Source organism: Rhizobium rosettiformans, assembly GCF_016806065.1.
Lineage (GTDB): Bacteria > Pseudomonadota > Alphaproteobacteria > Rhizobiales > Rhizobiaceae > Allorhizobium.
In genome coordinates, this window is record NZ_CP032405.1 from 1,666,453 (window position 1) to 1,688,856 (window position 22,404).

The 22,404-nt window shown below is 61.7% G+C and carries 27 protein-coding genes and 1 tRNA gene; 13 read left to right on the forward strand and 15 right to left on the reverse strand.

From position 1 onward, the window contains the following. The first annotated feature begins 96 nt into the window (after window positions 1–96). The 5 genes from D4A92_RS07875 to D4A92_RS07895 all read left to right on the forward strand — a co-directional run bounded on the left by D4A92_RS07875 (window position 97) and on the right by D4A92_RS07895 (window position 4,670). Window positions 97–1,488 (forward strand): leucyl aminopeptidase family protein, encoded by a 1,392-nt coding sequence (locus D4A92_RS07875; RefSeq protein ID WP_203019139.1) that lies wholly within the window; start codon window positions 97–99, stop codon window positions 1,486–1,488. A 94-nt stretch (window positions 1,489–1,582) separates the two neighbouring features. Further along, window positions 1,583–1,930 carry a MarR family transcriptional regulator gene (locus D4A92_RS07880; protein WP_203019140.1) on the forward strand — a complete coding sequence of 116 codons (348 nt, stop codon included), beginning with the start codon at window positions 1,583–1,585 and terminating at the stop codon, window positions 1,928–1,930. 13 nt (window positions 1,931–1,943) lie between these two features. Continuing rightward, window positions 1,944–2,798, forward strand: coding sequence for an NlpC/P60 family protein (locus tag D4A92_RS07885; protein ID WP_203019141.1), 855 nt, complete (start codon window positions 1,944–1,946; stop codon window positions 2,796–2,798). Window positions 2,799–2,869: 71 nt separating this feature from the next. Then, entirely contained in the window at window positions 2,870–3,250 is a 381-nt protein-coding gene (locus D4A92_RS07890) for a hypothetical protein (RefSeq protein WP_203019142.1), read from the forward strand. Between the two features lie 193 nt (window positions 3,251–3,443). After that, window positions 3,444–4,670 carry a TadE/TadG family type IV pilus assembly protein gene (locus tag D4A92_RS07895; RefSeq protein WP_006725115.1) on the forward strand — a complete coding sequence of 409 codons (1,227 nt, stop codon included), beginning with the start codon at window positions 3,444–3,446 and terminating at the stop codon, window positions 4,668–4,670. Window positions 4,671–4,724: 54 nt separating this feature from the next. Here the strand turns inward: D4A92_RS07895 and D4A92_RS07900 are convergent, their stop codons facing one another. Both D4A92_RS07900 and D4A92_RS07905 read right to left on the reverse strand, forming a co-directional pair. After that, window positions 4,725–4,946, reverse strand: a complete 222-nt coding sequence (locus D4A92_RS07900; protein WP_054149481.1) for a hypothetical protein — start codon at window positions 4,944–4,946, stop codon at window positions 4,725–4,727. Between the two features lie 171 nt (window positions 4,947–5,117). After that, window positions 5,118–5,204: transfer RNA gene (locus tag D4A92_RS07905), tRNA-Leu, on the reverse strand. A 252-nt stretch (window positions 5,205–5,456) separates the two neighbouring features. Here D4A92_RS07905 and D4A92_RS07910 point away from each other — a divergent pair. Continuing rightward, window positions 5,457–5,921 (forward strand): BA14K family protein, encoded by a 465-nt coding sequence (locus D4A92_RS07910; protein WP_203019143.1) that lies wholly within the window; start codon window positions 5,457–5,459, stop codon window positions 5,919–5,921. Between the two features lie 45 nt (window positions 5,922–5,966). Here the strand turns inward: D4A92_RS07910 and D4A92_RS07915 are convergent, their stop codons facing one another. Continuing rightward, on the reverse strand, window positions 5,967–6,272 hold the full coding sequence (locus D4A92_RS07915; RefSeq protein ID WP_203019145.1) for a SelT/SelW/SelH family protein: 306 nt from the start codon (window positions 6,270–6,272) through the stop codon (window positions 5,967–5,969). Between the two features lie 119 nt (window positions 6,273–6,391). Here D4A92_RS07915 and D4A92_RS07920 point away from each other — a divergent pair, with 119 nt between their 5' ends. From D4A92_RS07920 to D4A92_RS07940, 5 genes are all read left to right on the forward strand, one after another. Further along, window positions 6,392–6,832, forward strand: a complete 441-nt coding sequence (locus D4A92_RS07920) for a DoxX family protein (RefSeq protein WP_203019147.1) — start codon at window positions 6,392–6,394, stop codon at window positions 6,830–6,832. Between the two features lie 98 nt (window positions 6,833–6,930). Continuing rightward, window positions 6,931–7,635, forward strand: a complete 705-nt coding sequence (locus D4A92_RS07925; RefSeq protein WP_203019148.1) for a type 1 glutamine amidotransferase — start codon at window positions 6,931–6,933, stop codon at window positions 7,633–7,635. A gap of 104 nt (window positions 7,636–7,739) precedes the next feature. Next, window positions 7,740–8,333 carry a LysE family translocator gene (locus D4A92_RS07930; RefSeq protein ID WP_203019149.1) on the forward strand — a complete coding sequence of 198 codons (594 nt, stop codon included), beginning with the start codon at window positions 7,740–7,742 and terminating at the stop codon, window positions 8,331–8,333. Window positions 8,334–8,431: 98 nt separating this feature from the next. Then, window positions 8,432–9,745, forward strand: a complete 1,314-nt coding sequence (locus tag D4A92_RS07935) for a vanadium-dependent haloperoxidase (protein WP_203019150.1) — start codon at window positions 8,432–8,434, stop codon at window positions 9,743–9,745. Further along, the gene (locus D4A92_RS07940; protein WP_203019151.1) at window positions 9,742–11,379 is read left to right on the forward strand and encodes a CRTAC1 family protein; all 1,638 of its coding nucleotides are present in this window, start codon (window positions 9,742–9,744) and stop codon (window positions 11,377–11,379) included. The genes D4A92_RS07935 and D4A92_RS07940 overlap by 4 nt, the downstream gene beginning before the upstream one ends. 212 nt (window positions 11,380–11,591) lie before the next feature. Here the strand turns inward: D4A92_RS07940 and D4A92_RS25315 are convergent, their stop codons facing one another. The 8 genes from D4A92_RS25315 to D4A92_RS07980 form a co-directional block, all read right to left on the reverse strand. Beyond that, window positions 11,592–11,957: a YegP family protein gene (locus D4A92_RS25315; RefSeq protein WP_203019152.1), complete on the reverse strand. Its 366-nt coding sequence runs from the start codon at window positions 11,955–11,957 to the stop codon at window positions 11,592–11,594. A gap of 80 nt (window positions 11,958–12,037) precedes the next feature. Continuing rightward, complete coding sequence (locus tag D4A92_RS07950; RefSeq protein ID WP_203019154.1) at window positions 12,038–12,337, reverse strand: CcdB family protein; 300 nt, start codon at window positions 12,335–12,337, stop codon at window positions 12,038–12,040. Between the two features lie 2 nt (window positions 12,338–12,339). Beyond that, a complete protein-coding gene (locus D4A92_RS07955) occupies window positions 12,340–12,570 on the reverse strand; it encodes a type II toxin-antitoxin system CcdA family antitoxin (RefSeq protein ID WP_203019156.1) in 231 nt (76 codons plus the stop codon). A gap of 90 nt (window positions 12,571–12,660) precedes the next feature. Then, complete coding sequence (locus D4A92_RS07960; RefSeq protein ID WP_203019158.1) at window positions 12,661–12,885, reverse strand: DUF2188 domain-containing protein; 225 nt, start codon at window positions 12,883–12,885, stop codon at window positions 12,661–12,663. A 62-nt stretch (window positions 12,886–12,947) separates the two neighbouring features. Then, window positions 12,948–13,145: a hypothetical protein gene (locus tag D4A92_RS07965; protein WP_203019159.1), complete on the reverse strand. Its 198-nt coding sequence runs from the start codon at window positions 13,143–13,145 to the stop codon at window positions 12,948–12,950. A 711-nt stretch (window positions 13,146–13,856) separates the two neighbouring features. Next, window positions 13,857–15,680, reverse strand: a complete 1,824-nt coding sequence (lepA, locus tag D4A92_RS07970; protein ID WP_203019160.1) for a translation elongation factor 4 — start codon at window positions 15,678–15,680, stop codon at window positions 13,857–13,859. 75 nt (window positions 15,681–15,755) lie between these two features. Next, complete coding sequence (locus D4A92_RS07975; RefSeq protein ID WP_203019162.1) at window positions 15,756–16,631, reverse strand: carbon-nitrogen hydrolase family protein; 876 nt, start codon at window positions 16,629–16,631, stop codon at window positions 15,756–15,758. Beyond that, window positions 16,628–17,221 (reverse strand): GNAT family N-acetyltransferase, encoded by a 594-nt coding sequence (locus tag D4A92_RS07980; RefSeq protein ID WP_203019164.1) that lies wholly within the window; start codon window positions 17,219–17,221, stop codon window positions 16,628–16,630. The genes D4A92_RS07975 and D4A92_RS07980 overlap by 4 nt, the downstream gene beginning before the upstream one ends. An 81-nt stretch (window positions 17,222–17,302) precedes the next feature. Between D4A92_RS07980 and D4A92_RS07985 the strand changes: the two genes are divergently transcribed. Further along, window positions 17,303–17,704 (forward strand): ketosteroid isomerase-related protein, encoded by a 402-nt coding sequence (locus D4A92_RS07985; protein WP_203019166.1) that lies wholly within the window; start codon window positions 17,303–17,305, stop codon window positions 17,702–17,704. Between the two features lie 16 nt (window positions 17,705–17,720). Here the strand turns inward: D4A92_RS07985 and D4A92_RS07990 are convergent, their stop codons facing one another. Together D4A92_RS07990 and D4A92_RS07995 are read right to left on the reverse strand one after the other, a co-directional pair. Then, window positions 17,721–18,401 (reverse strand): hypothetical protein, encoded by a 681-nt coding sequence (locus D4A92_RS07990; RefSeq protein ID WP_203019168.1) that lies wholly within the window; start codon window positions 18,399–18,401, stop codon window positions 17,721–17,723. A gap of 85 nt (window positions 18,402–18,486) precedes the next feature. Further along, window positions 18,487–18,720, reverse strand: a complete 234-nt coding sequence (locus D4A92_RS07995) for a DUF2171 domain-containing protein (RefSeq protein ID WP_006725089.1) — start codon at window positions 18,718–18,720, stop codon at window positions 18,487–18,489. 163 nt (window positions 18,721–18,883) lie between these two features. Here D4A92_RS07995 and D4A92_RS08000 point away from each other — a divergent pair, with 163 nt between their 5' ends. After that, the gene (locus D4A92_RS08000; RefSeq protein WP_203019170.1) at window positions 18,884–20,575 is read left to right on the forward strand and encodes an FAD/NAD(P)-binding protein; all 1,692 of its coding nucleotides are present in this window, start codon (window positions 18,884–18,886) and stop codon (window positions 20,573–20,575) included. On the opposite strand, the gene D4A92_RS08005 is transcribed toward D4A92_RS08000, so the two are convergent. Then, window positions 20,560–21,288: an MOSC domain-containing protein gene (locus tag D4A92_RS08005; protein WP_203019171.1), complete on the reverse strand. Its 729-nt coding sequence runs from the start codon at window positions 21,286–21,288 to the stop codon at window positions 20,560–20,562. The two genes, D4A92_RS08000 and D4A92_RS08005, sit on opposite strands and share 16 nt — an antisense overlap. Window positions 21,289–21,378: 90 nt before the next feature. Then, window positions 21,379–22,404: an L-threonine 3-dehydrogenase gene (gene tdh, locus D4A92_RS08010; protein WP_203019172.1), complete on the reverse strand. Its 1,026-nt coding sequence runs from the start codon at window positions 22,402–22,404 to the stop codon at window positions 21,379–21,381.

Below are 22,404 nucleotides of genomic sequence, written 5' to 3' on the forward strand. Positions count from 1 at the left end.
CGCAACCTCCACTCAAGCAATAATCTGTTAACCCTAACGGAGTGTTAATCGAGCCCCCACCGATTCTTCAGCCGAATCTCCAGAAAGCGTCTCCCCATGGCCCCGTTCCAGTATATCGAAAGACCGTCCCCCTTCAGCACCAAGGGCGGCAAGACGCTCCCGGTCTTCGCCGTCACCCCGGCCCATGTCGAGACCGGCACGCTGGAACCGCTCGCCCTCGACTGGGCCAAGAAGGCGGGCTTCAAGGCCGAGGCCGGCTCGGTGCTGCTGATCCCCACCGCCGACGGCCATGTCGGCGGCGCGCTGTTCGGGCTCGGCGCCAACCCTTCTGAAAATCCCTATCTGACCGGCAAGCTCGCGCGTGCGCTGCCGGCCGGCGAATGGCACATCGAAACCGCCCCGCTCACGGCCAACCGCCTGTTGCTCGGCTACGGTCTCGGAGCCTACAGCTTCGACCGCTATCGCTCTGAACGGGTCACCGAACCGCGCCTTTTGATCCCGCAGGATGCCGATGCCGCCGACATCAAGCGCCAGTTGGCGGGCGTCTATCTCGCCCGTGATCTGATCAACACCCCGGCCAACGACATGAGCCCGGCCGATATCGAAGCCGCGGTCCGTCGCCTTGCCGAACACTACAAGGCCGAGGTCTCTGTCATCACCGGCGACGAACTCCTTGAGAAGAACTTCCCGCTCGTCCACGCCGTCGGCCGCGCCTCCACGGTCGCCCCCCGTTTGATCGAGATGCGCTGGGGAAAGAAGGGCCATCGCAAGGTCACCATCGTCGGCAAGGGCGTGAGCTTCGATACCGGCGGCCTCGACATCAAGCCGGCCTCCTCGATGCTTCTGATGAAGAAGGACATGGGTGGCGCCGCCAATGTGCTGGGCCTCGCGCTGATGATCATGGATGCCAAGCTCAAGGTCGACCTGCATGTCGTCATCCCAGCCGTCGAGAACGCCATTGCCGGCAATGCCTTCCGCCCCGGCGACGTCTACAAGAGCCGCAAGGGTCTGACCGTCCAGATCGACAACACCGATGCCGAAGGACGCCTGATCCTTGCCGATGCGCTGGCCTATGCCGACGCCGAGGAGCCGGATCTGCTGATCGACATGGCCACCTTGACGGGGGCCGCCCGTGTCGCGCTTGGCCCGGATCTGCCGCCCTTCTTCACCGATGACGAAGACCTTGCCCATGGCATCGCCGATGCGAGCCTCGCGGTCGACGATCCGCTCTGGCGCATGCCGCTCTACAAGGGGTACGAGCGCATGCTGAAGGCCCAGATCGCCGACGTGACGAATGCCCCCTCGGGCGGCATGGCGGGTGCCATCACGGCCGCCCTCTTCCTCAAGCGCTTCGTCTCGCCTGGCCGCCGCTGGGCGCATTTCGACATTTTCGGCTGGTCTCCGACGGAGCGCGCCCATTCGCCGGTCGGCGGTGAGGCCCAGGCGATCCGCGCCCTTTACCGCTACCTGCAGTCCGGCGCCGACTGAGCCTAAATCCACCAGCCCCTTGCCAGATCGTTCCTTTGCCGGAATGATACTCGCGAGGGGCTGCTGGCCCGGATCAGAACGAGGGGGAGGGGCCATGGGCCTCGAAATGACGGCAACCCAGGCGCTTTGCCTGTGGCACAGGGTGACCCTGGATCAGGTCCAGAAAGACGGCCACGACCTCACCATGCGTCAGCTCGCCGTCCTGCTCGAGATCTATCTTGTGCCGCCGCCCCATACAGTGCGCGGCCTTGCCGCAACCCTCAATGTCACCAAGCCCGTCATCACCCGCGCCCTCGATACGCTCGGGGAGCTGGGCCTCGTTGACCGTATCAGGGACGAGCTCGACCGCCGCAGCGTCATCGTCAAGCGCACCGTCGGCGGTGCGCTTTTTCTCGAAAAATTCGGCGATAACATCATCGCCCGGGGCCGCGCGCTCGGCTGACGGAGACTTGAATATGCTCGACCGGCGCCTCAACGCCTTCCGGCCCGATCTCGCCGATATCGCCCTGAAGGGGCAAGTCGAGGCCGAACGTTTCATCACCCCGGAACCGGCGATGATCACCCAGCCGGTGGTGGCGCTTCGCCCAAAACCGGACCTGAATGTCGGCATCGATAACGAACTCCTGATGGGTGAAGAGGTCCACGTCTTCGAACGCAACAGGGGCTGGGCCTGGGTGCAGGCGGTGGACGATGGTTACGTCGGCTACCTGCCAGAAGAAGCGCTCGGCCCGGTCGCTGCGACCACCCATGTCGTCACCGTGCCGCGCACCTTCGTCTATTCGGGCCCCGACCTGCGCTTCCCCACGCGCATGGCCTTGTCGATGGGAAGCCGGCTAACAATCGTGGGCGAGGCGGAAACCCGTGGAACCCGCTACCTGCTGCTATCAGATGGAGGTGCTCTCGTCGCCCGCCACCTGAGCCCGATCTCGGACCCGCCCGTGCCGGATTACGTCACTGTCGCCGGACTATTCCTTGAGACCCCCTATCTCTGGGGTGGCAAATCCGGCTTCGGTATTGATTGCTCGGGCCTTGTGCAGCTGGCCATGCGCATGGCCGGGCAGGAAGCCCCGCGCGATAGCGACATGCAGGCATCGGGCCTCGGCGTGCCCGTGGAGCGTGCCGAGCTCAGGCGCGGCGACCTCGTCTTCTGGAAGGGCCATGTCGCGATCATGGAAAACGAAACAACCATGATCCACGCCAACGGCAACACCATGTCCGTGGCGCGTGAAACGCTCGAAGCCGCCATCGAGCGGATCGGCTGGCTCTACGGCACCCCAACCGGCTACCGCCGCCCCGTCGCCGAAACGTGATGATCCCGGTCTTGGTGCAGCCGTGGCGAGCGCTTATATCGGCACCATTAGAGCTGACGAGAAGATTGCCCATGCTGCCGGTCTGCCAAGAGAACAAGACTTCCACCAAGATCAGCACGGCTCTGGTGCTGGCATCGCTGGCCGTCTTCGCAGCGGTCGCCCCCGCCTCAGCCTCCGAAGGCATCGCCTGGGGCAGGGCCGGCCAGGAAAGCTTCAAGGACCTGCCGGGTGTCAAGCCGCAAGATCCGGTGAACCAGTTCGGTGAAAACGTCAGTTGTGAAACGCGGACGGTTGTCCCTAACCGCCATCACTTCGGTCGCCGTGATCTGCGCGACAGTCTGCCCTACACGGTCTACCGCTGCGAAAAGAACGGCATTGTCTATGAAGGCACCGAGCCGCCGCGGTCCGGCCGCATGTGGTATCCCGGCGTCAACCCGAGGATTATCGACTGATCTCGGCGGTGTCGCTTCAGTCGTTCGAGGCAGCAAGTTACGCGATCAACTGACGTTGATCGGGTTTTGCAAGATTTTACGTAAGATTAAAACGCGAAAGTAGTATTTCGTTCTTAGGTTGTCCTGAATAGAGGGCATCCGTCCATCCCGCGTGGTTCGGATCCATTGTCGTTTCAAACAATGAGGACACATCATGCTTCTGGAGAAGATCAGACACTGTTGGCAGGATCGGTCGGGCAACTTCGGTCTCATTTCCGCACTGCTCGCACCGATCGTCCTCGTGTCCGCAGGTGGTGCCCTGGATGTCGCTTCGGCCTACAACACGCGTATCGAGATGCAGGCTCAGCTCGACGCCGCCATGCTCGCCGCTGCCCGCAAGAGTGGGAAAAGCGCCCAGGAGCTCGAAGCCCGTAACTTTCTCGGTCTCAACGCCGAGCAGGACGAATTGAATGAAAGCGCCGGCTTCACGCTGACGGTCAATGCCGACGGTTCGCTGACCGGCGGCTACGAGCAGGATGTCGACAACAGGTTTCTCGGTATTGTCGGCCTGAGCAGCTTCACGCTTGGCGTCAACACCACCGTCGCTGCCGGGGCGGAAGAGGCGGCTGGCGGCAATGGCTGCATCTATGCTCTCGGCAACAAGAGCCAGGCCGTGCTCATCAACTCCGGTGCCAATGTCAAATCGACGAAATGCGAGGTCCACGTCCATTCGACCAGCAATCCCGCCTTCATCATGAATGCCGGGGCAACGATCGATACGGCGAAATTCTGCGTCAAGGGCACGAACTACATCAAGAACGGTGGAACGCTCAGCAATCTTCAGACGAAATGCGCGGCGGAAGCGGATCCCTTCGCCGGCAAGATGCCGGAGCCTAAGGTCCCTGCAAACTGCACCACCTCGGGCACGATGGACGGTCAGTCCATCACGCTGCAGCCGGGCAAGCACTGCGGAACCACGTTCAACGGCTCGCCGACCGTCACGTTCAAACCGGGTCTGCACATCATTTCCGGCCGGATGATCATAAATTCCGGCGCAACGGTGAAGGCGGAAGGGGTTACGTTCTATTTCCCCGACGTCAACAGCGAGATCCGCGCCAATGGCGGTCTGACCTTCACGGCGACAGCGCCGACATCCGGACCCTACAAGGACATCCTGATGTTCGAGAAGACCAGCGACGCCAGCAACAACCGCAACCCGCAGCAATATGTCTTTAATGGCAGCAAGGGCGAGATCCTCAAGGGGATCATCCATCTGCCCAATCGTGACGTGACCTACAATTCGACGACGAACCAGACCAACAACATCACGCTGGTGGTGAATACCATCATCATGAATTCGGCCAACTGGAAGATCGAGCCCCTGTCGGGTGGCGGTTCGACGCCGACGAGCGGTCTCGCCAATCCCCGCATTCTGCGCTGATGCCGGTCGAATGAAGTCAAATCGAGAAAGGGCGTCCGTTGGGCGCCCTTTTTCTCAAGCCTGATCGTCCTGGCCGAGCAAACCGTCGAATACTTCGATCAGCGCTTCGCTGATCGCGCCACCGAGCTTGTGGCCGGCCTCGCGCAACCCTTCTTCGTCCATGTCGCGCGCCGCAAGCGCCAGCGCCGTGCCCTCCTGGGCCACGATTTCCTTGGCGCGTTCGATGGCCCAGAGGGCAAATTCGCTGCGGCTTTCGATGGCGACGGTCTCGTCCATGGTCTGTCCTTGTGGCGGTCTTGGGGTGCTCGGGAATGCGTGAAAAATCGTGCTGGAAACGACAGTGCGACAGCACCGGAAACTGAAATTTCAGACAAGAAAAAAGCCCGGCAAGCCGGGCTTTTCAAAGTGTTTGAGGATCGCATAAACTGCTGATCTCAAATCGGAATTTGGTGCCCAGAAGAGGACTCGAACCTCCACACCCTTTCGAGTACCAGCACCTGAAGCTGGCGCGTCTACCAATTCCGCCATCTGGGCGACGAGGAGCCGTGTAAAGGGACTGCTCCGACCTGTCAACCGGCTTTTTGAAGTTTTCATGTCGGGGCGATGAAGGCGTCTGCCGGATTGGCGGGAAAAGCCGGAAGCGGATTCGCAGATGCGTTGGGACACAGGCATTTTGTACAGTCTGCCACGGATAACGCTGTCGTGAAAAAGCCGTGATCGAAACGCTCTATCTTTCGGTCGGCAAGGCGGTTCGCCCGCCGCCGGGATGAACGACGGGATGACCATATGAAGATTCGATCCGCTTTTGTGGCCGTGGCGCTTGCCGGTGCCCAGCTTTTCACCTCCGTGGCGGAGGCTGCGATGACGAAACCGACGCCACCGGTTTCGCAACAGAGCTCCGATGTGGAAAAGATCGATCTCGTCTGCGACTTCTCCGGTTGCTACGAGACCTGGGACCGCCCGCCGCCGCGCCGTCCACGCCCTCTGCCACCGGAATACTATCCGCCATCCGTCTATGACGAACCGCCGGTCTATCGCCCGCGCCCACGTCCGCCTGTCTATGTCGAACCCGGCTACCGTCCGAGACCGCGTCCGCCGGTTTATGCCGATCCGGGTTACCGCCCGCCGGGCCGCGGCTGGGAGCGGCATGTCGACTGGTGCCTGAACCGCTACCGGTCCTACAATCCCCGTACCAACCAGTTTCTCTCGTCGAGCGGCTACTACAAGGTCTGCCAATCGCCCTTCTATTGAGACGAGCGATTGTTGAAGGCGGTCTTGCGGCCGCCTTTGCAGGTCTCAGCTGTCGAGCCCTTCGTTGCGGCTCCCACGATCGACATGGCCGAGATCACGCTCGGGATCGATGGCATCCCGCACCTTCTGCTTCAGCTCCTTCGGGCCTGGAAAACCGCCATCACGCTTGCGTTCCCAGATCAGGTCGTCGTTCAGCTTGATCTCGAAGATCCCGCCCGTGCCAGGGATCAGTGCCACTTCGCCCAGATCGTCGGCAAAGGTATGCAGCAGTTCCTGCGCCATCCAGCCGGAGCGCAGAAGCCAGTTGCATTGGGTGCAATAGGTGATCGAAATCCGGGGTTTTTCCATCAATACATCCTCACTTCACGGATAAGTTAACCCGTCTAATCAACTTTTCTTCGTGCGTCCAATTGCCACGCGCCGAAGCTTCGGCCATGAGGCGCAGGTTATTGTCATTTTGGAGTTTGTTCATGTCCATTGAACCGAACCGTCTTTTCGTTCCCGCCCTTGCCCCCGTCTATCGTTCCGGCCACGAAGGGGGCGAAACCCTTCTGCGTCTGGTGGCCGGTGGCTTCCTGGTCATCCATGGCGCCGGCAAGATCGTCGATCCCTTCGGCGCCGTCCAGATGGTCGAAGGCCTCGGCTTCTATCCTGGCGTCTTCTGGTCGCCGCTCCTAGCGATCACCGAATTCTTCGGCGGCATCCTGCTCGCAATCGGTCTCCTCACCCGCCCGGCGGCCTTTGCAGCCACGATCGTCCTGCTGGTCACGGTCTATTTCCACTGGATCCAGCTGGATCAGGGTTTCTCCGGGGCTGAAAAATCGCTGCTTTGGTCAGCGATGACCTTCTTCTTCGTGATTCGCGGCGGCAACAGCCAGTCGGTTGATGCGCGCCTGAAGAGAACCTTCTGAAGCCTGGGGGAGGGGGCTTCAAGCGCCGCCCTCCCGTCTTGCCGTGATCGCAGGCGCATGCTTTCTCTGAAGCAACAGCCCACGAGATCCGATTCCCCATGCGCGTTGCCATCGTCGAGAATACCAAAGTCACCGAAGCCGGTCAGGTCGGTATCGCCCTGGCCGAAGCCGGAGCAGAGATCATCACGATCCGCGCCTATGCGGGTGAACCTCTCCCGGAGTTTGGCGCGCATGACGCCCTCGTTGTCTTCGGCGGCGAGCAAAATGCCCGCGACGACGAAAAGCATCCTTATCTGCCGGCGCTCGCAAGCCTGATGCGCCGCTTCGGCGACAGCGACAAAGCCGTGCTCGGCATCTGTCTTGGCAGCCAGTTGCTCGCCCGCGCCTATGGCGGTGATAACCTGATCGGCGCCGCCCCGGAATTCGGTTGGCGCAGCATCGGCCGCACCGAGGCCGGCAAAGAGGATCCGGTGCTCTCTACCATGCCCGACCGTTTCCTCTCCTTCCAGTGGCACGACGACACCTTCACCCTACCGCAAGGCTCTCTTCATCTCGCGGAAAACGAAGCGGCCCGCCATCAGGCCTTCCGCATCGGCCGCGCCGCCTATGGCTTCCAGTTCCATTTCGAGGCCAATCGCGAGGTCGTGCGCAACTGGATGACGCATTTCCCCGAGGTCATCGAGCGCAAGGAGCCCGGCTGGCTCAACCGCCATCCTGAGATCGAACCGACCGACGGGCAGCTTTCCGATGAAGCCGGGCTGGAGCTGGCTCGTGCCTGGGTCCGGCAGATCCGCCCGTCTTGAGCGCATCTCCCGCGTCACCCGGATCCCTTCGCCGGGTTTGACCGACATCAAGCCGCCGCGGCATCCGACCTGCTATCTCCGACCTCACTGATCGGAGTTCTGCTTTGTCCCTGTCCACCTTTGCCTTTGCCGTCCTGCTCCTTCTGCTGACGCCGGGGCCGACGAATACCCTACTTGCCGTTTCAGGCGCCACGCGCGGCATCAAGGCCTCGCTGCCGCTGATCGGTGCCGAATGCGCCGGCTATCTCACGGCCATCGTTCCGCTTGTCTTCTTGGCCGCGCCACTGCTCATTGATCAGCCGGCTGCAGCCCTTGGCATCAAGCTCGCCTCGACCCTCTGGGTCTTGCTGCTCGCCGCCCGGCTCTGGATGCGTCCGCCCTCGGCCAATGCGCAGGGTGGAACGACGGCGGCTGCCGTCTACGCCACCACGGTGCTCAACCCCAAGGCCTTGATCATCGGGCTCGCCCTCATTCCCGCAGCCAGCACGGGTTCGCTGGAAGCACTGTTCCGGCCGCTCCCCTATCTCGCCGTGTTCTCCCTGCTCGTCGTCATCGTCGCCACCTGCTGGCTGAGCGCCGGCGCCGCCATGCTGCGGCGGCTGGCCACCACGAGCCCCCTACTGTTCGGGCGGGTCGCCGCAAGCTGCCTCGCGGTCTTTGCCTTGAGCCTTGCCGGCCGCGCCATCGGCTGGATTTGATCCCGCGTCATTCGCCTCCCTCTTGCGAGCCATCCGCCCCCGTGCTTAATCGAACTTCAATCGATTGAGTTCGCTTCAGAAACCTGTGGGAGGGGGACATGAAGGCAGTGGTCAAGCGCTTGGTTGCGCTCTGCTTCATCATCATCGGGTTGGCCTTCCAGCCGGCCCAGGCATCCCCTGTGGGCGCCGACATGGTCATGCGCGACTGGTATCGCCTGATCCTCGAACTCGTCCGTCATACGCCGACCTATTCGCCCCCCGTGGCAAGCCGCGCCTTCGCCTATCTCGGGGTCACCGCCTATGAGGCGCTGGCGGCCGGCGACACGACCATGACCTCGCTTGCCGGTCAGTTGAACGGCCTCACTCCAGTACCTCAGCGCGAGGTCGGTATCGCCTATGATGAGGCGGTCGTCATGCAGGCAGCCCTGTCATCAGCCGCACGCGAATTCTTCGGCAATACCGGTCCGACCGGTCAGCGCGCCCTGAAGCGCATGACCGAAAAGCTCTCGTCCGAAGTGTCCGCCGGACTTGCCCCCGATCTCGTCGCCCGCAGCCAGGCCTATGGCGAGAGCATAACGGCGCATATCCTTACCTGGTCGCTGGACGACGGCGGCGCCAAGGTCGAGAACATGGGCTTTCCCCTGGAATTCGCGCTCGGGAGCAAGAAGGACAGCTGGGTGCCGACCAGTCTGATCAATCAGCAGCAAATGCCCCTTCTTCCCCAGTGGGGCGAGAACCGTCCCTTCGCCCTGCAGACCGGTAATGCCTGCCCGCTGCCGGCGCCGCCCGTCTACAGCGAGGACAAGGATTCCGACTTTTACAACGAGGCGATGGAGGTCTATGAGGCGGTAAACACCGTGACCGATGAGCAGCGCGCCATCGCCCGCTTCTGGTCGGATGACCCGATGCTCTCGCCCACCCCGCCCGGCCACTGGATAGTGATTGCGCTGAAGGTCCTCGACGAGCAGGATGCAAGTGCTGCGGAGCACGCCGATTTGCTTGCCCGGCTCGGGATTTCGCTCGCCGACGCCTTCATCGGCTGCTGGCATTCGAAATTCGAATACGACCTGCTCCGCCCGGTCACCTACATCAAGCGGGTCATCGATCCCAAATGGGAACCGATCCTGATCACGCCGCCCTTCCCGGAATATCCCTCCGGCCATTCCACCCAGTCGGGTGCGGCAGCCACCGTGCTGACGGCCTTCTTTGGCGAGAACTTCGCCTTCACCGACAACACCCATGAAAAGGACAAGCTGCCGAACCGGAGCTTCAAGAGCTTCTGGGGCGCGGCAGAAGAAGCCGGCGTCTCGCGCCTCTATGGCGGCATTCATTTCCGCGCCGCGATCGATCGCGGGCTCGATCAGGGGCGCTGCATCGGCGAAAAGGCGGTCGCCCTGAGGACGCGCGGATGACGGCCGAAGCCATCCCCTCTTACCATCGCCGAACCGCCCTTGCGGCCGCCCTGTTCGCCGCGCTGCAAGCCGGCACAGCGCTTGCCAATGGCGGCCCCGTCGTTCCCCGCTTCACCGACGAAACCGCCTCCAGCGGCATCACCAGCACCTATCGCGGCGACTGGGAATTCATGGTCGGCGGCGGCGCCGGCAGCTTCGACTGCAATGCCGATGGCTTCCCCGATCTCGTGCTGGCTGGCGGCGAGGACAAGGCGAAATTCTACCTCAACCGAAGCGAGGCTGGCGGCCCCCTCAAGTTCGACGAACAGGTGTCCGGCCTCGAACTCGACAAGGTGATCGGCGCCTATCCGCTGGATGTCGATGGCGACGGGCTGCAGGACGTCGTACTGCTGCGCTCCGGTGAGAACGTCGTGATGCGCGGCCTTGGCGAATGCCGTTTCGAGCGCGCCAACGAGGCCTGGGGATTTGACGGCGGCGACGCCTGGTCGACGGCCTTTTCCGCCACCTGGGAGCGCGGCAACTCCTGGCCGACGCTCGCTATCGGCAACTATATCGACCGCTTCGAAGACTTCGAGCCCTGGGGTTCCTGCACCGACAACTGGCTGCATCGCCCGTTGTCCGCTACTGAGCATCGCTTCGCCCCGCCGCTCTCGCTCAATCCCTCCTATTGCCCATTGTCGATCCTTTTCACCGACTGGAACCGCTCCGGCACGCCCTCGCTGCGCGTCTCCAACGACCGCGAATATTACAAGGGCGGCCAGGAGCAGATGTGGCATGTTGAGCCGGGCAAGGCACCGGCGCTCTACACCCAGGAAGAGGGGTGGAAATACCTGCGCATCTGGGGCATGGGCATCGCTTCCCATGACCTCGATTTCGACGGCTATCCGGAATATTTCCTGACCAGCATGGCCGACAACAAGCTGCAAAAGCTTGGCGAAATTCCCGCGGACGGCAAGCCGAAGCCCTCTTATGTCGATGTCGCCTTCGCCAAGGGTGCCACGGCCCACCGGCCCTATACCGGTGGCGAGATCCGCCCTTCGACCGCCTGGCACACGGAATTCGAGGATGTCAACAATGACGGCCGCGCTGACCTTTTCGTTGCCAAGGGCAATGTCGCGGAGATGCCGGACTTTGCCGAGAAGGACCCCAACAACCTGCTCGTCCAGGGCGAGGACGGCAAATTCATCGAAATGGGCGACAAGGCCGGCATCGCCTCGATGGCCAAGGGCCGGGGCGGCGCACTCGCCGACTTCAATCTCGACGGATTGGTCGACCTCCTCGTCGTCAACCAGGGGTCTCCGGTGGAGATCTGGCGCAACACGACGGAAGGCGCTGGCCGCTTCCTGCAACTGGCGCTGCGCCAGGACGGTCCGAACCGCGACGCGGGCGGCGCCTGGATCGAGGTGAAAACCGGCGATGTTGTGCAGCGCCGCGAGCTCACCATCGGCGGCGGCCATGTCAGCGGCAAGACCGGCTGGCATCACTTTGGTCTGGGCGAACAGGCAGAAACCGAGATCCGCGTGCTTTGGCCGGATGGCGAGGTTGGGGATTGGCAGACGGTGGCGGCTGACGGGTTTTATCTGGTCGAGCGCGGGGCGGCCCCGAGGGCCTGGAAACCGGGCGAGGGGATGTGAGGGTGGATATCTCCCCCTTGGTGGGGGAGAAAGCGATTTCGATGAATTAGGCGAGCGCAAGCCGCCTAAACATCTGAAATCGCAAGAGAGGGGCTCCGTTCGTCGTGCCCGCAGACTGATCCCCTCACCAACAAAATCTGAGGTTTAGCCCGGATCGGGCTAAGTCCTCGATTTTGTAACCGCTCCCACAAGGGGAGAGGCATAATCAGCGCTCACTCCACCTCTTCGACCGCAGCCTCCGCCACCCGCTTCTGAAGCGACTCGATGCAGTTCTTGGCGCTGGATTTCGACTTGTAGGTTTCCGAGCGCACCATGATCTCGCCATTGCCGGCGCGGAAGCGGACAAAGGTCTCGCCGTTCTTGGCTTCATCGATCTCGAAGCGATAGCCGCTGCCGGTTTCCTCCTTGGTGAGGTCGACGACGGGGGCGGCGGGCGCATTTTTCTTCAGCGACTCGACGCAGTTCTTCGCACTGGCCTTTGACGCATAATTCTCCGACCAGACCATGATTTCGGCATTGTAGACGAACTGGACGCGGAACTCGCCCTTTTCGGTCTTCAGGATCTTGAACTTGTGCATGCCCGTCTCCCCTCTCTTGCCCATCGGCTTATGATTGCATTCGAATGCTAGCGTGACTGGGGCGAGCGGGCAAGAAGGCCTCAGAAGCCCTGGAAGAGGAAATCCGTGGCGGCAGTGATCTCATCGGCGCGGGCGGAGAGATCGGCGATCGAGGGGCCGACAGCAGAGATGGGGACCGTCGTCATGAACTGGGTGAGCATCGCAAAGGTTTCGCCATCGATGGCAAGGCGCGGATTGAGGCGAGGAACAAGGGTCGTAACGTCACCCACTGGTGTAAGCGGCACGACTACGCGCGTCGTCAGGGCATCCAGCAGCTTGGATTGCACATCGACGGCCAGGCTTCCATCGTTCCCGATCCGGTGAACGTGGAAGCGGGCCATGGTCAGAACATCCGATACTTCGCGAGTGGAAGGCCATGCTTGGCGACGTAATCGTTAGAAGCCTGGATCGCCTCGGCGTTCTCGATTTTCCAGCGCCGTTCTTTCTCGGCCTTGATGGCAAGCGCGATGCCCTGTTCAGCCGCACCCGTGATGTCGAGGCCAAGGGTTTCAGCCTCGGCAACAAGGGCTTCACTGACAGTCAGGTCATGGGCTTTGCGGGCTTCGATCGACATGGCGCAACTCCGAAGTTGCGCAATTATAGCGCGGAATTCGCATTCAATAAAGTCGATGCCGAGGGCGGCGAACCGCCCCCGGCGGAGGTGTCAGCCCTTCGGCGGATACGGATCATTGCCATAGGAATTGCGCCCGCGGATGCGACCGTTTTCTCCATGGATCAGCATTTCCGACTGCTGGTTCTGCGCGATGCCTCGGGCAATGCCGATAGCCTCGCGCTGGGTTTCGACGACCTTGGTGGCCCGCTCGGAGCCTGCACCTTTGACTGCCCAACCATTGGCATGGGGGACAACGTGTTGATCGCGTTTGGTCATTTTCAGAATCCTTTTTCGATCGTGAGGAGGAAGGTCGCTGCTTTCGCAGCGACCTCGCTTCGTCATGCTGAGCGCTTCTGAAGGGCCGCTTCGCGGCTGCCGATGAACTTCCGTTCTTTCAGAACTTCGTTCACGCGGCCCGGATTGACGTCGAGACGCGCCGCAATCCGGTTCTGAAACTCGCCGGTCCAGTGGCAGAGCCAGATCTGGACGGCGTCATCGAAGGTGAGCGCAGGGCTCGGTTTTGCATTATCGCTCATGATAATGACCTCCGTTGAGGATGCCCTCTTGAAACGGAGACCGAGAGATGCGAGTCTGAAATTGTAACGGTTCAGATATCGGCATTCTCAGTACATCCGTCCAACGGATTGGGCTTGTCCGCTGACACCACGGGTCACATTGCAGGTCGGGTTGCCGCCCTTTCTGTTTTGTGACCCTTTCGTTACTGCCAACCGCGACGGCGCTCGGTGGTGCGATTGGCTACTTTTCTTCTATTCATAATCGTCTCCGAATTACTGTCACGCAGGTCGATTCCGCGTGAATAAACTAGCTTTATATTGTGGTGATGGTGGCTGCAAACACTAAATATAGTACTAACAGATTGTTGCCGCCAGACCCAGACCCCCAGCCGGGCGGTCAAAGTCGCACAAATGTCCTGTTGCGGAAGGCGTCGTCAGAACACCATTCCACCTCACAGAAAGCCGCCACAATGTTTGATAAAACCCGGCCTCGTTATGCCCGGTCCAGTCGCCGCCGCAACAGGTTCCATTAACATCGTCCCGACTGATTCCGTCAAGGGGTGGTCTGTGAAGGAAATGTTAACGCTATATCTTGTGGTGGAAGACTGTGGGTAGCGCTTAAAGCGTTAAGTCATTGAATACAATGATTTAATCCCGTTGATCGCAACGGAAGTATTTCGTTCTAGCTGAATATATACTTGTAGATAAGTGAAAGAGGGGCCTGCCCACCCCTCACTCGTCGCTCATCTTCAACGCTGCGATAAACGCTTCCTGCGGGATCTCGACCTTACCGAACTGGCGCATGCGCTTCTTGCCGGCCTTCTGCTTGTCGAGGAGCTTGCGCTTGCGCGAAGCGTCGCCGCCGTAGCACTTTGCGGTCACGTCCTTGCGGAGCGCCGAGATGGTTTCGCGGGCGATCACGTTGCCGCCGATGGCGGCCTGGATCGGAATCTTGAACATGTGCTTCGGGATCAGGTCCTTGAGCTTTTCGCACATGTCGCGGCCGCGCTTTTCGGCTGCCATTCGGTGCACCATCATCGAGAGGGCATCGACCGGCTCGCCGTTGACGAGGATCGACATCTTGACGAGGTTGCCCTCGCGATGGCCGTCGAGATGGTAGTCGAAGGAGGCGTAGCCCTTGGAGATCGACTTCAGGCGGTCGTAGAAATCGAAGACCACTTCGTTGAGCGGCAGCTCATAGGTGATCATCGCACGCTTGCCGACATAGGTGAGTTCGGTCTGCACGCCGCGCCGGTCCTGGCAGAGCTTCAGGATGCCGCCAAGATAGTCGTCGGGGGTGAGGATCGTCGCCTTGATCCACGGCTCGTGGATTTCCGAGATCTTGACCACGTCGGGCATGTCCGCCGGATTGTGCAGCTCGCGCTCCGTGCCGTCGGTCATGAACAGCTTGTAGACGACGGAAGGGGCGGTCGCGATCAGGTCGAGATCGAATTCGCGCTCGAGGCGCTCCTGGATGATTTCGAGGTGAAGCAGGCCAAGGAAGCCGCAGCGGAAGCCGAAGCCGAGAGCGGCAGACGATTCCATTTCGAAGGAGAAGGAGGCGTCGTTGAGGCGCAGCTTGCCCATGGCAGCGCGCAGGTCCTCGAAATCGGCGGCATCGACCGGGAAGAGACCGCAGAAGACGACCGGCTGGGCCGGCTTGAAGCCCGGCAGCATGTTGGCGGTCGGGCGCTTGTCTTCGGTGATGGTATCGCCGACGCGGGTATCGGCCACTTCCTTGATCGAACCGGTGAAGAAGCCGATTTCGCCCGGGCCGAGGCTATCCACGGCAACCATCTTCGGGGTGAGCACGCCGACGCGCTCGACCGCGTATTTCGCGTCCGTGCCCATCATGCGGATGGTCTGGCCCTTGGTGAGCACGCCGTCGAGCACGCGCACGAGAACCATGACGCCGAGATAGGTGTCGTACCAGCTGTCGACCAAGAGGGCCTTGAGCGGGGCCTTCTCGCCGCCTTCGCTCTTCGGCGCCGGCAGTTTGTGCACGATGGCTTCGAGAACGTCGGGAATGCCAAGACCGGTCTTCGCCGAGATGAGAACGGCCTCAGAAGCATCGATGCCGATGACTTCCTCGATCTGCTCCTTGATGCGCTCGGGCTCGGCGGCCGGTAGATCCACCTTGTTGAGGACCGTGACCAGCTCGTGATTGTTGTCGATCGCCTGGTAGACGTTCGCGAGCGTCTGGGCTTCCACGCCCTGCGAGGCATCGACGACCAGCAGCGAGCCTTCGCAAGCCGACAGCGAGCGCGAGACTTCATAGGCGAAGTCGACGTGGCCGGGTGTGTCGATCAGGTTCAGCACATAGGTTTCGCCATTGTTGGCCTTGTAGTGCAACCGCACCGTCTGGGCCTTGATGGTGATGCCGCGTTCCTTCTCGATGTCCATGTTGTCGAGGACCTGCTCCGACATCTCGCGGTCGGCGAGGCCGCCGGTCGACTGGATCAGGCGGTCGGCCAGCGTCGATTTGCCATGGTCGATGTGGGCGACGATGGAAAAGTTGCGGATATGGTCGAGAGGGATGCGGGACGATGTGCTCATGGCACGCGCATATAGCAGCGACGTCTCTCCGCGCCTAGCGGGAAATTGTCGCGATGGCCCGGAGAAGCAGGCTTTTCACACCCCGAACTGCTCCGGCCAGTCGCGGCGGGTGGCGACCTGGCCTTCCGTGCGCAGACGCCGGACCGTGTCGAGGTCGATCTCGGTGATCAGCCAGTGGCTTTCCTCGACCGCGTCGCTCTCGCTTTCGGCATAGATGCCATTGGGCGGCATGCCGTAGTCGGAGGGCACGTAAAGGGCAGCGCGGCCGCGGTTTTCGTCGAGTGCCGGTGACCACGGGGCGGTTCCTGCCGTGGGTGACGATAGGACGGCAATCTGGTTTTCCAGCGCCCGGGCCTGGGCGCCGATGCGCACGCGATAGGCGCCGGCCAGCGTGTCGGTGCAGGAGGGGGCGAGGATCAGGTCAACGCCCTGTTCGGCGAGGGTGTGGGCTAGCATCGGGAACTCGTTGTCGTAGCAGATCAGGATTCCGAGCTTGCCAAGCGGTGTGTCGAAGGCGGTGAGGCCATCCTTTCCGGCAGCAATGCCCCATTGCTCGCGCTCGAAGCGGGTCATGATGATCTTGTCCTGATGGCCGATCAGACCATCCGGGCCGAAGAGGTAGGCGCGGTTCCGGTATTGGCCGTCGGGATCGAGCACCGGTGCGGAACCGGGCTGGAAGACGATCGAATGGGTGCGCGCAAGTTCCTCGCAGAGCTCGACCCAGGCCGGGATCAGAGGCTGGATGCCGGCGATCGAGCCGTGCCGATCCGAGCGAGTTTGCGCGTCAAGCTGACCCGCGAGCACCAGGCCGGCATATTCCGGCAGCAGCAAGAGTTTCGCGCCGCGATCGACAGCTTCATGCACCAGATGCGTCAGGTGAAGGACGTACGCCTCCCAGCTCTCGATCAGATCGATCTTGTATTGGCAGGCGGCAAGGGTGAGGGCTGTCATAGGGTCAGATCCCGGATCCAGAAGGAAAGCGGCTTCGGGCTTTCGACGGTTTCGTCGAGGTCGCGCCAGGTGAATGTCGTGCGAAGCTCGGGGTGATGGGTATAGCCGCGCTTGGCCCAAAAGGCGTCGAGCGGCACGTAATCGGCCGGGCGGCGCGGATGATCGGCGGGGCGCTCGACGGCGCAGAAAGTGGCGTAGCGCAGGCCAAGCTTTCTGGCCTGCTGCTCGCGGCCTTCGAAGAATTGCACGCCGATGCCCTGGCCGCGATATTGAGGCAAAAGCACGCTTTCGCCGAAATAGAAGAACTCGTGCGGATCGAGCCCGGCCTGGAGGAAGGGGCGTTTCACCTCGTCCGTCTCGCCGGCCATCGGAGTTCCCGTGGCAACGCCGACCACCTGGTCGCCATCGATGGCGAGCACGAAGATGGAGCCTTCGGACTTGGCATAGGTCGACAGATAGGTTTGTTCGTAGTCCGGGTTCCCCTCGTAGAGGTAGGGAAAGGTGCGGAAGACGGTAGTTCTCAGCCGAGCAAGGTCGTCGAAGAAGGGTGTCGCGTCGCTGCCGGAAAAGGATTGAATGGTGGTGGCCATAGAGTGTTTTCAGTCCGTTGCGGAGTGGTTATACCCATCTGCGACCACCCGAGAAAGCAATTCCACGACGAGGAGTGACCAATGACCGCCGCCACCACCATCCGCGCCTATTACGACGCCTTCAATGCCGGCGACATGGACCGTTTTCTGGCACTCCTGACCGATGACGTCGCGCACGACATCAACCAGGGTGCCCGCCAGACGGGCAAGGACGCCTTTGCCAAATTCATGGACCACATGAACCGCTGCTACAAGGAAGAGCTCACCGACATGGTGGTGATGGCCAATGAGGACGGCACGCGCGGCGCGGCCGAATTCATCGTCAACGGCACCTATCTCGCAACCGACGAGGGCCTGCCGGAGGCCAACGGCCAGACCTACCGCCTGCCTGCCGGCGCCTTCTTCGAGATCCGCGACGGCAAGGTCGCCCGCATTTCTAACTATTACAGCCTCCCCGACTGGATCGCCCAGGTCGGCGGCTGAACGGGGCCTTAGGGGCTCAGAACTTGTAGCGAACGCCAACGACATTGGCGTTCGTCGCACCCTTCATGTTGCCGAGTGTCCGCCAGGCGCCTGAGCGATGGTGCAGACGCCAGAAGAATTCCGTATTCGAGGTCTCGCTAAAGGACAGATTGACCTCCGGCCCGAGGTAAAAGAGCGCGCGGGCATTGCCCTGGTCCTCGCGCTCTTCATCAGCCTCGCGGCCCGGATGTGCTTTATTGACGAAGCTCAGACCGGCCGTGAATGCAGGCGAGAGAAAGAGGCCGTCGCCGAGGCGGATCTGGTCATAGCGCACAACGCCACCGCCCCAGACCTCACCGGTGAAACCTTCGCCAAAGCGGACCGCGATGCCGGCCTCGACGCCCAGCCTGATTCCGCCGATCTCGTAGGGAAACAGCTGGTAGCCACCGCCGATGATGTAGTTCTTTTCATAGTCGACAGGGATGAGGGCCGCACTTTTGAGCATGTCTTCGCGCGTCATCGCGCCGCCGAACCCGAAGATGGCTTCTTGCCCGCTGCCATCCATATATTGCTCGCTGGTGTCGGCGCGGGCTGCGGTGGATGTCTGCAGGGTGATCAAGCCGAGAAGACACAATGCGGCTGAGCGCTTCAGGATGTCCCTCGTGCAGCGAGCTCTGGCCAGGCCCGAACTTGGGGGCAGGGAGAGTGTCAGCAACATGGCGCTCTTTCCTCCATCGGGGTCGTTTCACAAAGTTAGGGGCCGCGTGTCACCACGCGACCCCTGCCTCCTGCCAGTATAGGCCTCAATTCATCGAGGACCAGTCCTTGCGCACGTCATCGGCATTTTTCGAGAGATGAACGTGCTGATCGACATGGTCGACCCAGTCGAGCGGAATGTAGTGGTGCTGGCCATCAGGGGAATCGTTCTTGGTCAGCTTGATGCGGCTTTCGCCGTCCATGTGGTCGACGGTGCCGACATGGGCGCCGTCCTGGGCGAGAACTTCCATGTGTTCGCGGATCTGATCTGCAGAAATCATTGGTCATGCTCCTCTCGGGTTGGGGTGCCAAAGAAAGACCCGACGGGTGGCATTTGTTCCGGCCGCTCGCCACACAAGACATCAGGCAGGCAGGGGAACATCCATGCCTCAGATGCATTGACAGACACCCGCGCGAGATCCCTCGCCGACAGCGAGTCCATATATGTTTCCGAGAATTGCGATCATCGGTACCGGTCCCACCGGCCTCTACACGTTCAAACAACTGATCGGTTCCACCGTTCCCTTGTCCATCACGCTTTACGAAGCGGAAGGCGAGCCGGGAAAGGGCACGCCCTACCATCCCGACATGAACGATCCCGCCATGCTCTCCAACATTCCGAGCATCGAGTTTCCGGCGTTTACGGAGACCCTGGTCGAGTGGCTGCGACGACAGGATGACGAGACGCTGATGCGCCACGGCATCCGGCGCGAGACGATTGATGAGCGGGAGTTTTATCCGCGTCTCGTGCTTGGCGACTACATGCAGGCGCAGTTCGAGCGGATGCAGGCTATCGCGGCCGAGCGTGGTCACGAAATCTTTGTGCTTGCCCGCCACAAGGTGATCGATATCGAGATCCAGGCCGATGCGATCCGCCTTCGCGTCAGCCATGTCGACGGCGAAAACGACGCGGCCTACGACCATGTCGTCATGGCGACCGGCCACAACTGGCCCGACAGCACGGAAATCCGGCCCGGCTATTTCGTCTCGCCCTGGCCGGCGACGGTTCTGACATCAATCCGCAACGAGGCGGTCGGCATTCTCGGCACGTCGCTGAGCGGCATCGATGCGCTGATGACGGTGGCCACAGCCCACGGAATGTTTTACGCCGATGCGGCAGGCGACCTGCAATATCAGCCAGCCGAAGGAACCGAGGCGTTCAAGGCGACGCTGATGTCGCGCAAGGGCATCCTGCCGGAGGCTGATTTCTACTGCCCGCTCCCGTATGTCACGCCCCTGGTCTGCACCGAAGGAGCGATCGATGCGCTGATTGCCACGGGACGTCACGATCTGCTCGACGAGGTCTTCGAACTCTTCCGCGGCGAAATCGTTGCGCGCGACCCCGACTATGCCGCCCGGATCGGCCTGTCGCAGCTGACGGTCGAGACCTTTGCCACCGCCTACTATGCCGATCGCAGCGAAAACGATCCCTTCGTCTGGGCGGCAAAGAACCTGGCCGAAGCGGAGGAAAACCGGCAGAAGCGCTATACCGTGCCGTGGCGCTACGCGATCCTGATCACCCACGAGATCGTGGCAAAGGTCATCCCGCATCTCGATCAGAACGATCTGAAGCGCTTCCATCGCCACTTCAAGGGCATCTTCATCGACGACTATGCAACGGTGCCGCTGATGTCGATCCGCCGGCTTCTGGCGCTGGCCCGTGCAGGCAAGCTGTCGATCCTGAAACTCGGCGAGGATTACGAAATCCGCACGGCCGAGGACGGCTTGGAGCGCGGCGCAGAGATTGTGGTCGGTGGCACCACGCATAGCTTCGGCGCCTTTATCGACGCGACCGGCCAGGAGACGCTGTCCGCGACCGACCTGCCCTTTCCGACGCTTGTCGATCAGGGTGGCGTCCGAGAAGCCACGACGCCGAAGGTCGAGGCTATCCGATCGCTCGACCGGGATCCCGACATGGTTCGCACCGGGGGCATTGACGTCGATGAATTCTATCGCCCGCGTCTCGGTCTGATGTCGGAAGGCAGGCTCTATTGTGCAGCGGTGGCCTTCCTGCTGCACAAGGAGCCCTTCGTGCAGGGCATCACCAGCGCGCGGGATATTGGCGAGACGGTCGGCAGGGCGATCCTTGCGGATATCGCGGAAGCCAAGGCACCCGTCTTTCAGATCTCAGCATAAACTTCGTCGCCGACGCTGATTGTCACGCCTTCGGTGGGCGTGGCGTAGACGCCGAGATTGCGCTTGTTGTGACGCATGATGCCGCGCAGGACATCAGGCTCTTCCCCCAAGCCTGGCTGGGCGACCAGCGTCATGCCGCAGCGGCGCGAGGCTTCCGTCACATGGATCTCTGCTTCGCCGATCCTGACGATACCGCCTACCCAGTCGTTTTCGACGAAGCCTGCATCGTCTTCCGTCTCGATCAACACCGAGGGGCGGAAGCGTCTCGCATCGATCGGCGGGAGGTCTGTGATCGATGCGAGCGCGTGCATCGAAGCCGTGGTCACGAGGTGAAGCGGCGCCGGTGCGTAGCGGTTGGAGACCACAGGGAAGCGGTAATCGCCCGTGCCGACGAGGCCGATCGCGACCGGGAAGCCGAAATGCTCTGCCAGCCGGTCCGGCAATTCGCCGTCATCGAGTGCATGCTCGGCGCCGTCGGCGAAGCGCAGGACAGGCAAGCCTGCTGCCGGTTGCGAGGCGGAGATGAAGAGGGCGGGGCGCCAACGCGTTTCCTTCTCAGGGGCGGCGGCAAGGCCCGTTTCCGGATCGAACAGCGCAAAGCGCCGGTCACCCTCGATGCCTTCAGGCGAGACGGTGATCGAGGCGAGCGGCTCCCCGCCAAGTGAACTCACCGGATAGCGCCAGACTTCCCGCACTCGACCGATTTTTCGCATGATGACTCCCGTTTCAGACCATCACCATACGTCGAAAAGCCGCTCTATGTTCCCGCATTTCTGCGGAGCGCCTCATTCCGCCGGATTGGGTCAGGTCCAGTCGAGCACGATCTTGCTCGCCTTGCCGGCGCTAGCGAGTTCGAAGGCTTCCGCATAGTCGTCTACCTTCATCCGGTGGGTGATGACCTTGCGGATATCCAGGCCGCTTTCGAGCATGGCGAGCATCTTGTGCCAGGTGTCGAACATCTCGCGGCCATAGATGCCTTTGAGAGTGACCATGCGGAAGACGACCTTGGAGAGATCGAAATGGAAGGGCCGGGCCGGAACGCCGAGAAGCGCGATGCGACCGCCCATTACGAGATGGTCGATCATCTGGTCGAGGGCCGCCGGCGAGCCGCTCATCTCAAGCCCGACATCGAAGCCTTCCTTCATCTTCAGCTTTGACATCACGTCGCGCAGGTCTTCCTTCGCGACGTTGACCGGATGCACGTCGGCGACTTCTGCCGCAAGCGCCAGGCGCTCCGGATTGACGTCGGTGATGACAACGTGACGCGCGCCGACATGGCGGGCGATCGCCGCACCCATGATGCCGATTGGGCCGGCGCCGGTGATGATGACGTCCTCGCCGACGAGATCGAAGGCAAGCGCCGTATGGACTGCATTCCCCAGCGGATCGAGGATCGCGCCGATCTCATCGTCGATCGTGTCCGGCAGCGGGATGATGTTGAAGGCCGGGATCTTGGCGAATTCGGCAAACGTGCCCTGCACATTGACGCCGATGCCACGGGTTTCCGGGTCAAGGTGATACTTGCCGGCGCGTGAGGCGCGGCTGTTCATGCCGACGAGATGGCCCTCGCCGGAGACACGCTGGCCAATTGTGAGATTGCGGACATTCGCGCCGACGGCGACGATCTCGCCGGCATATTCATGACCCGTGATCATCGGCACGGGGATGGTCTTCTGCGCCCACTCGTCCCATTTGTAGATGTGGACATCGGTGCCGCAGATGCCGGTTTTGTTGATCTTCACCAGCACGTCGTCGGGGCCGATTTCGGGAACGGCTGCATCGATCATCCAGATGCCAACTTCGGATTTCTGCTTGGAAAGCGCCTTCAT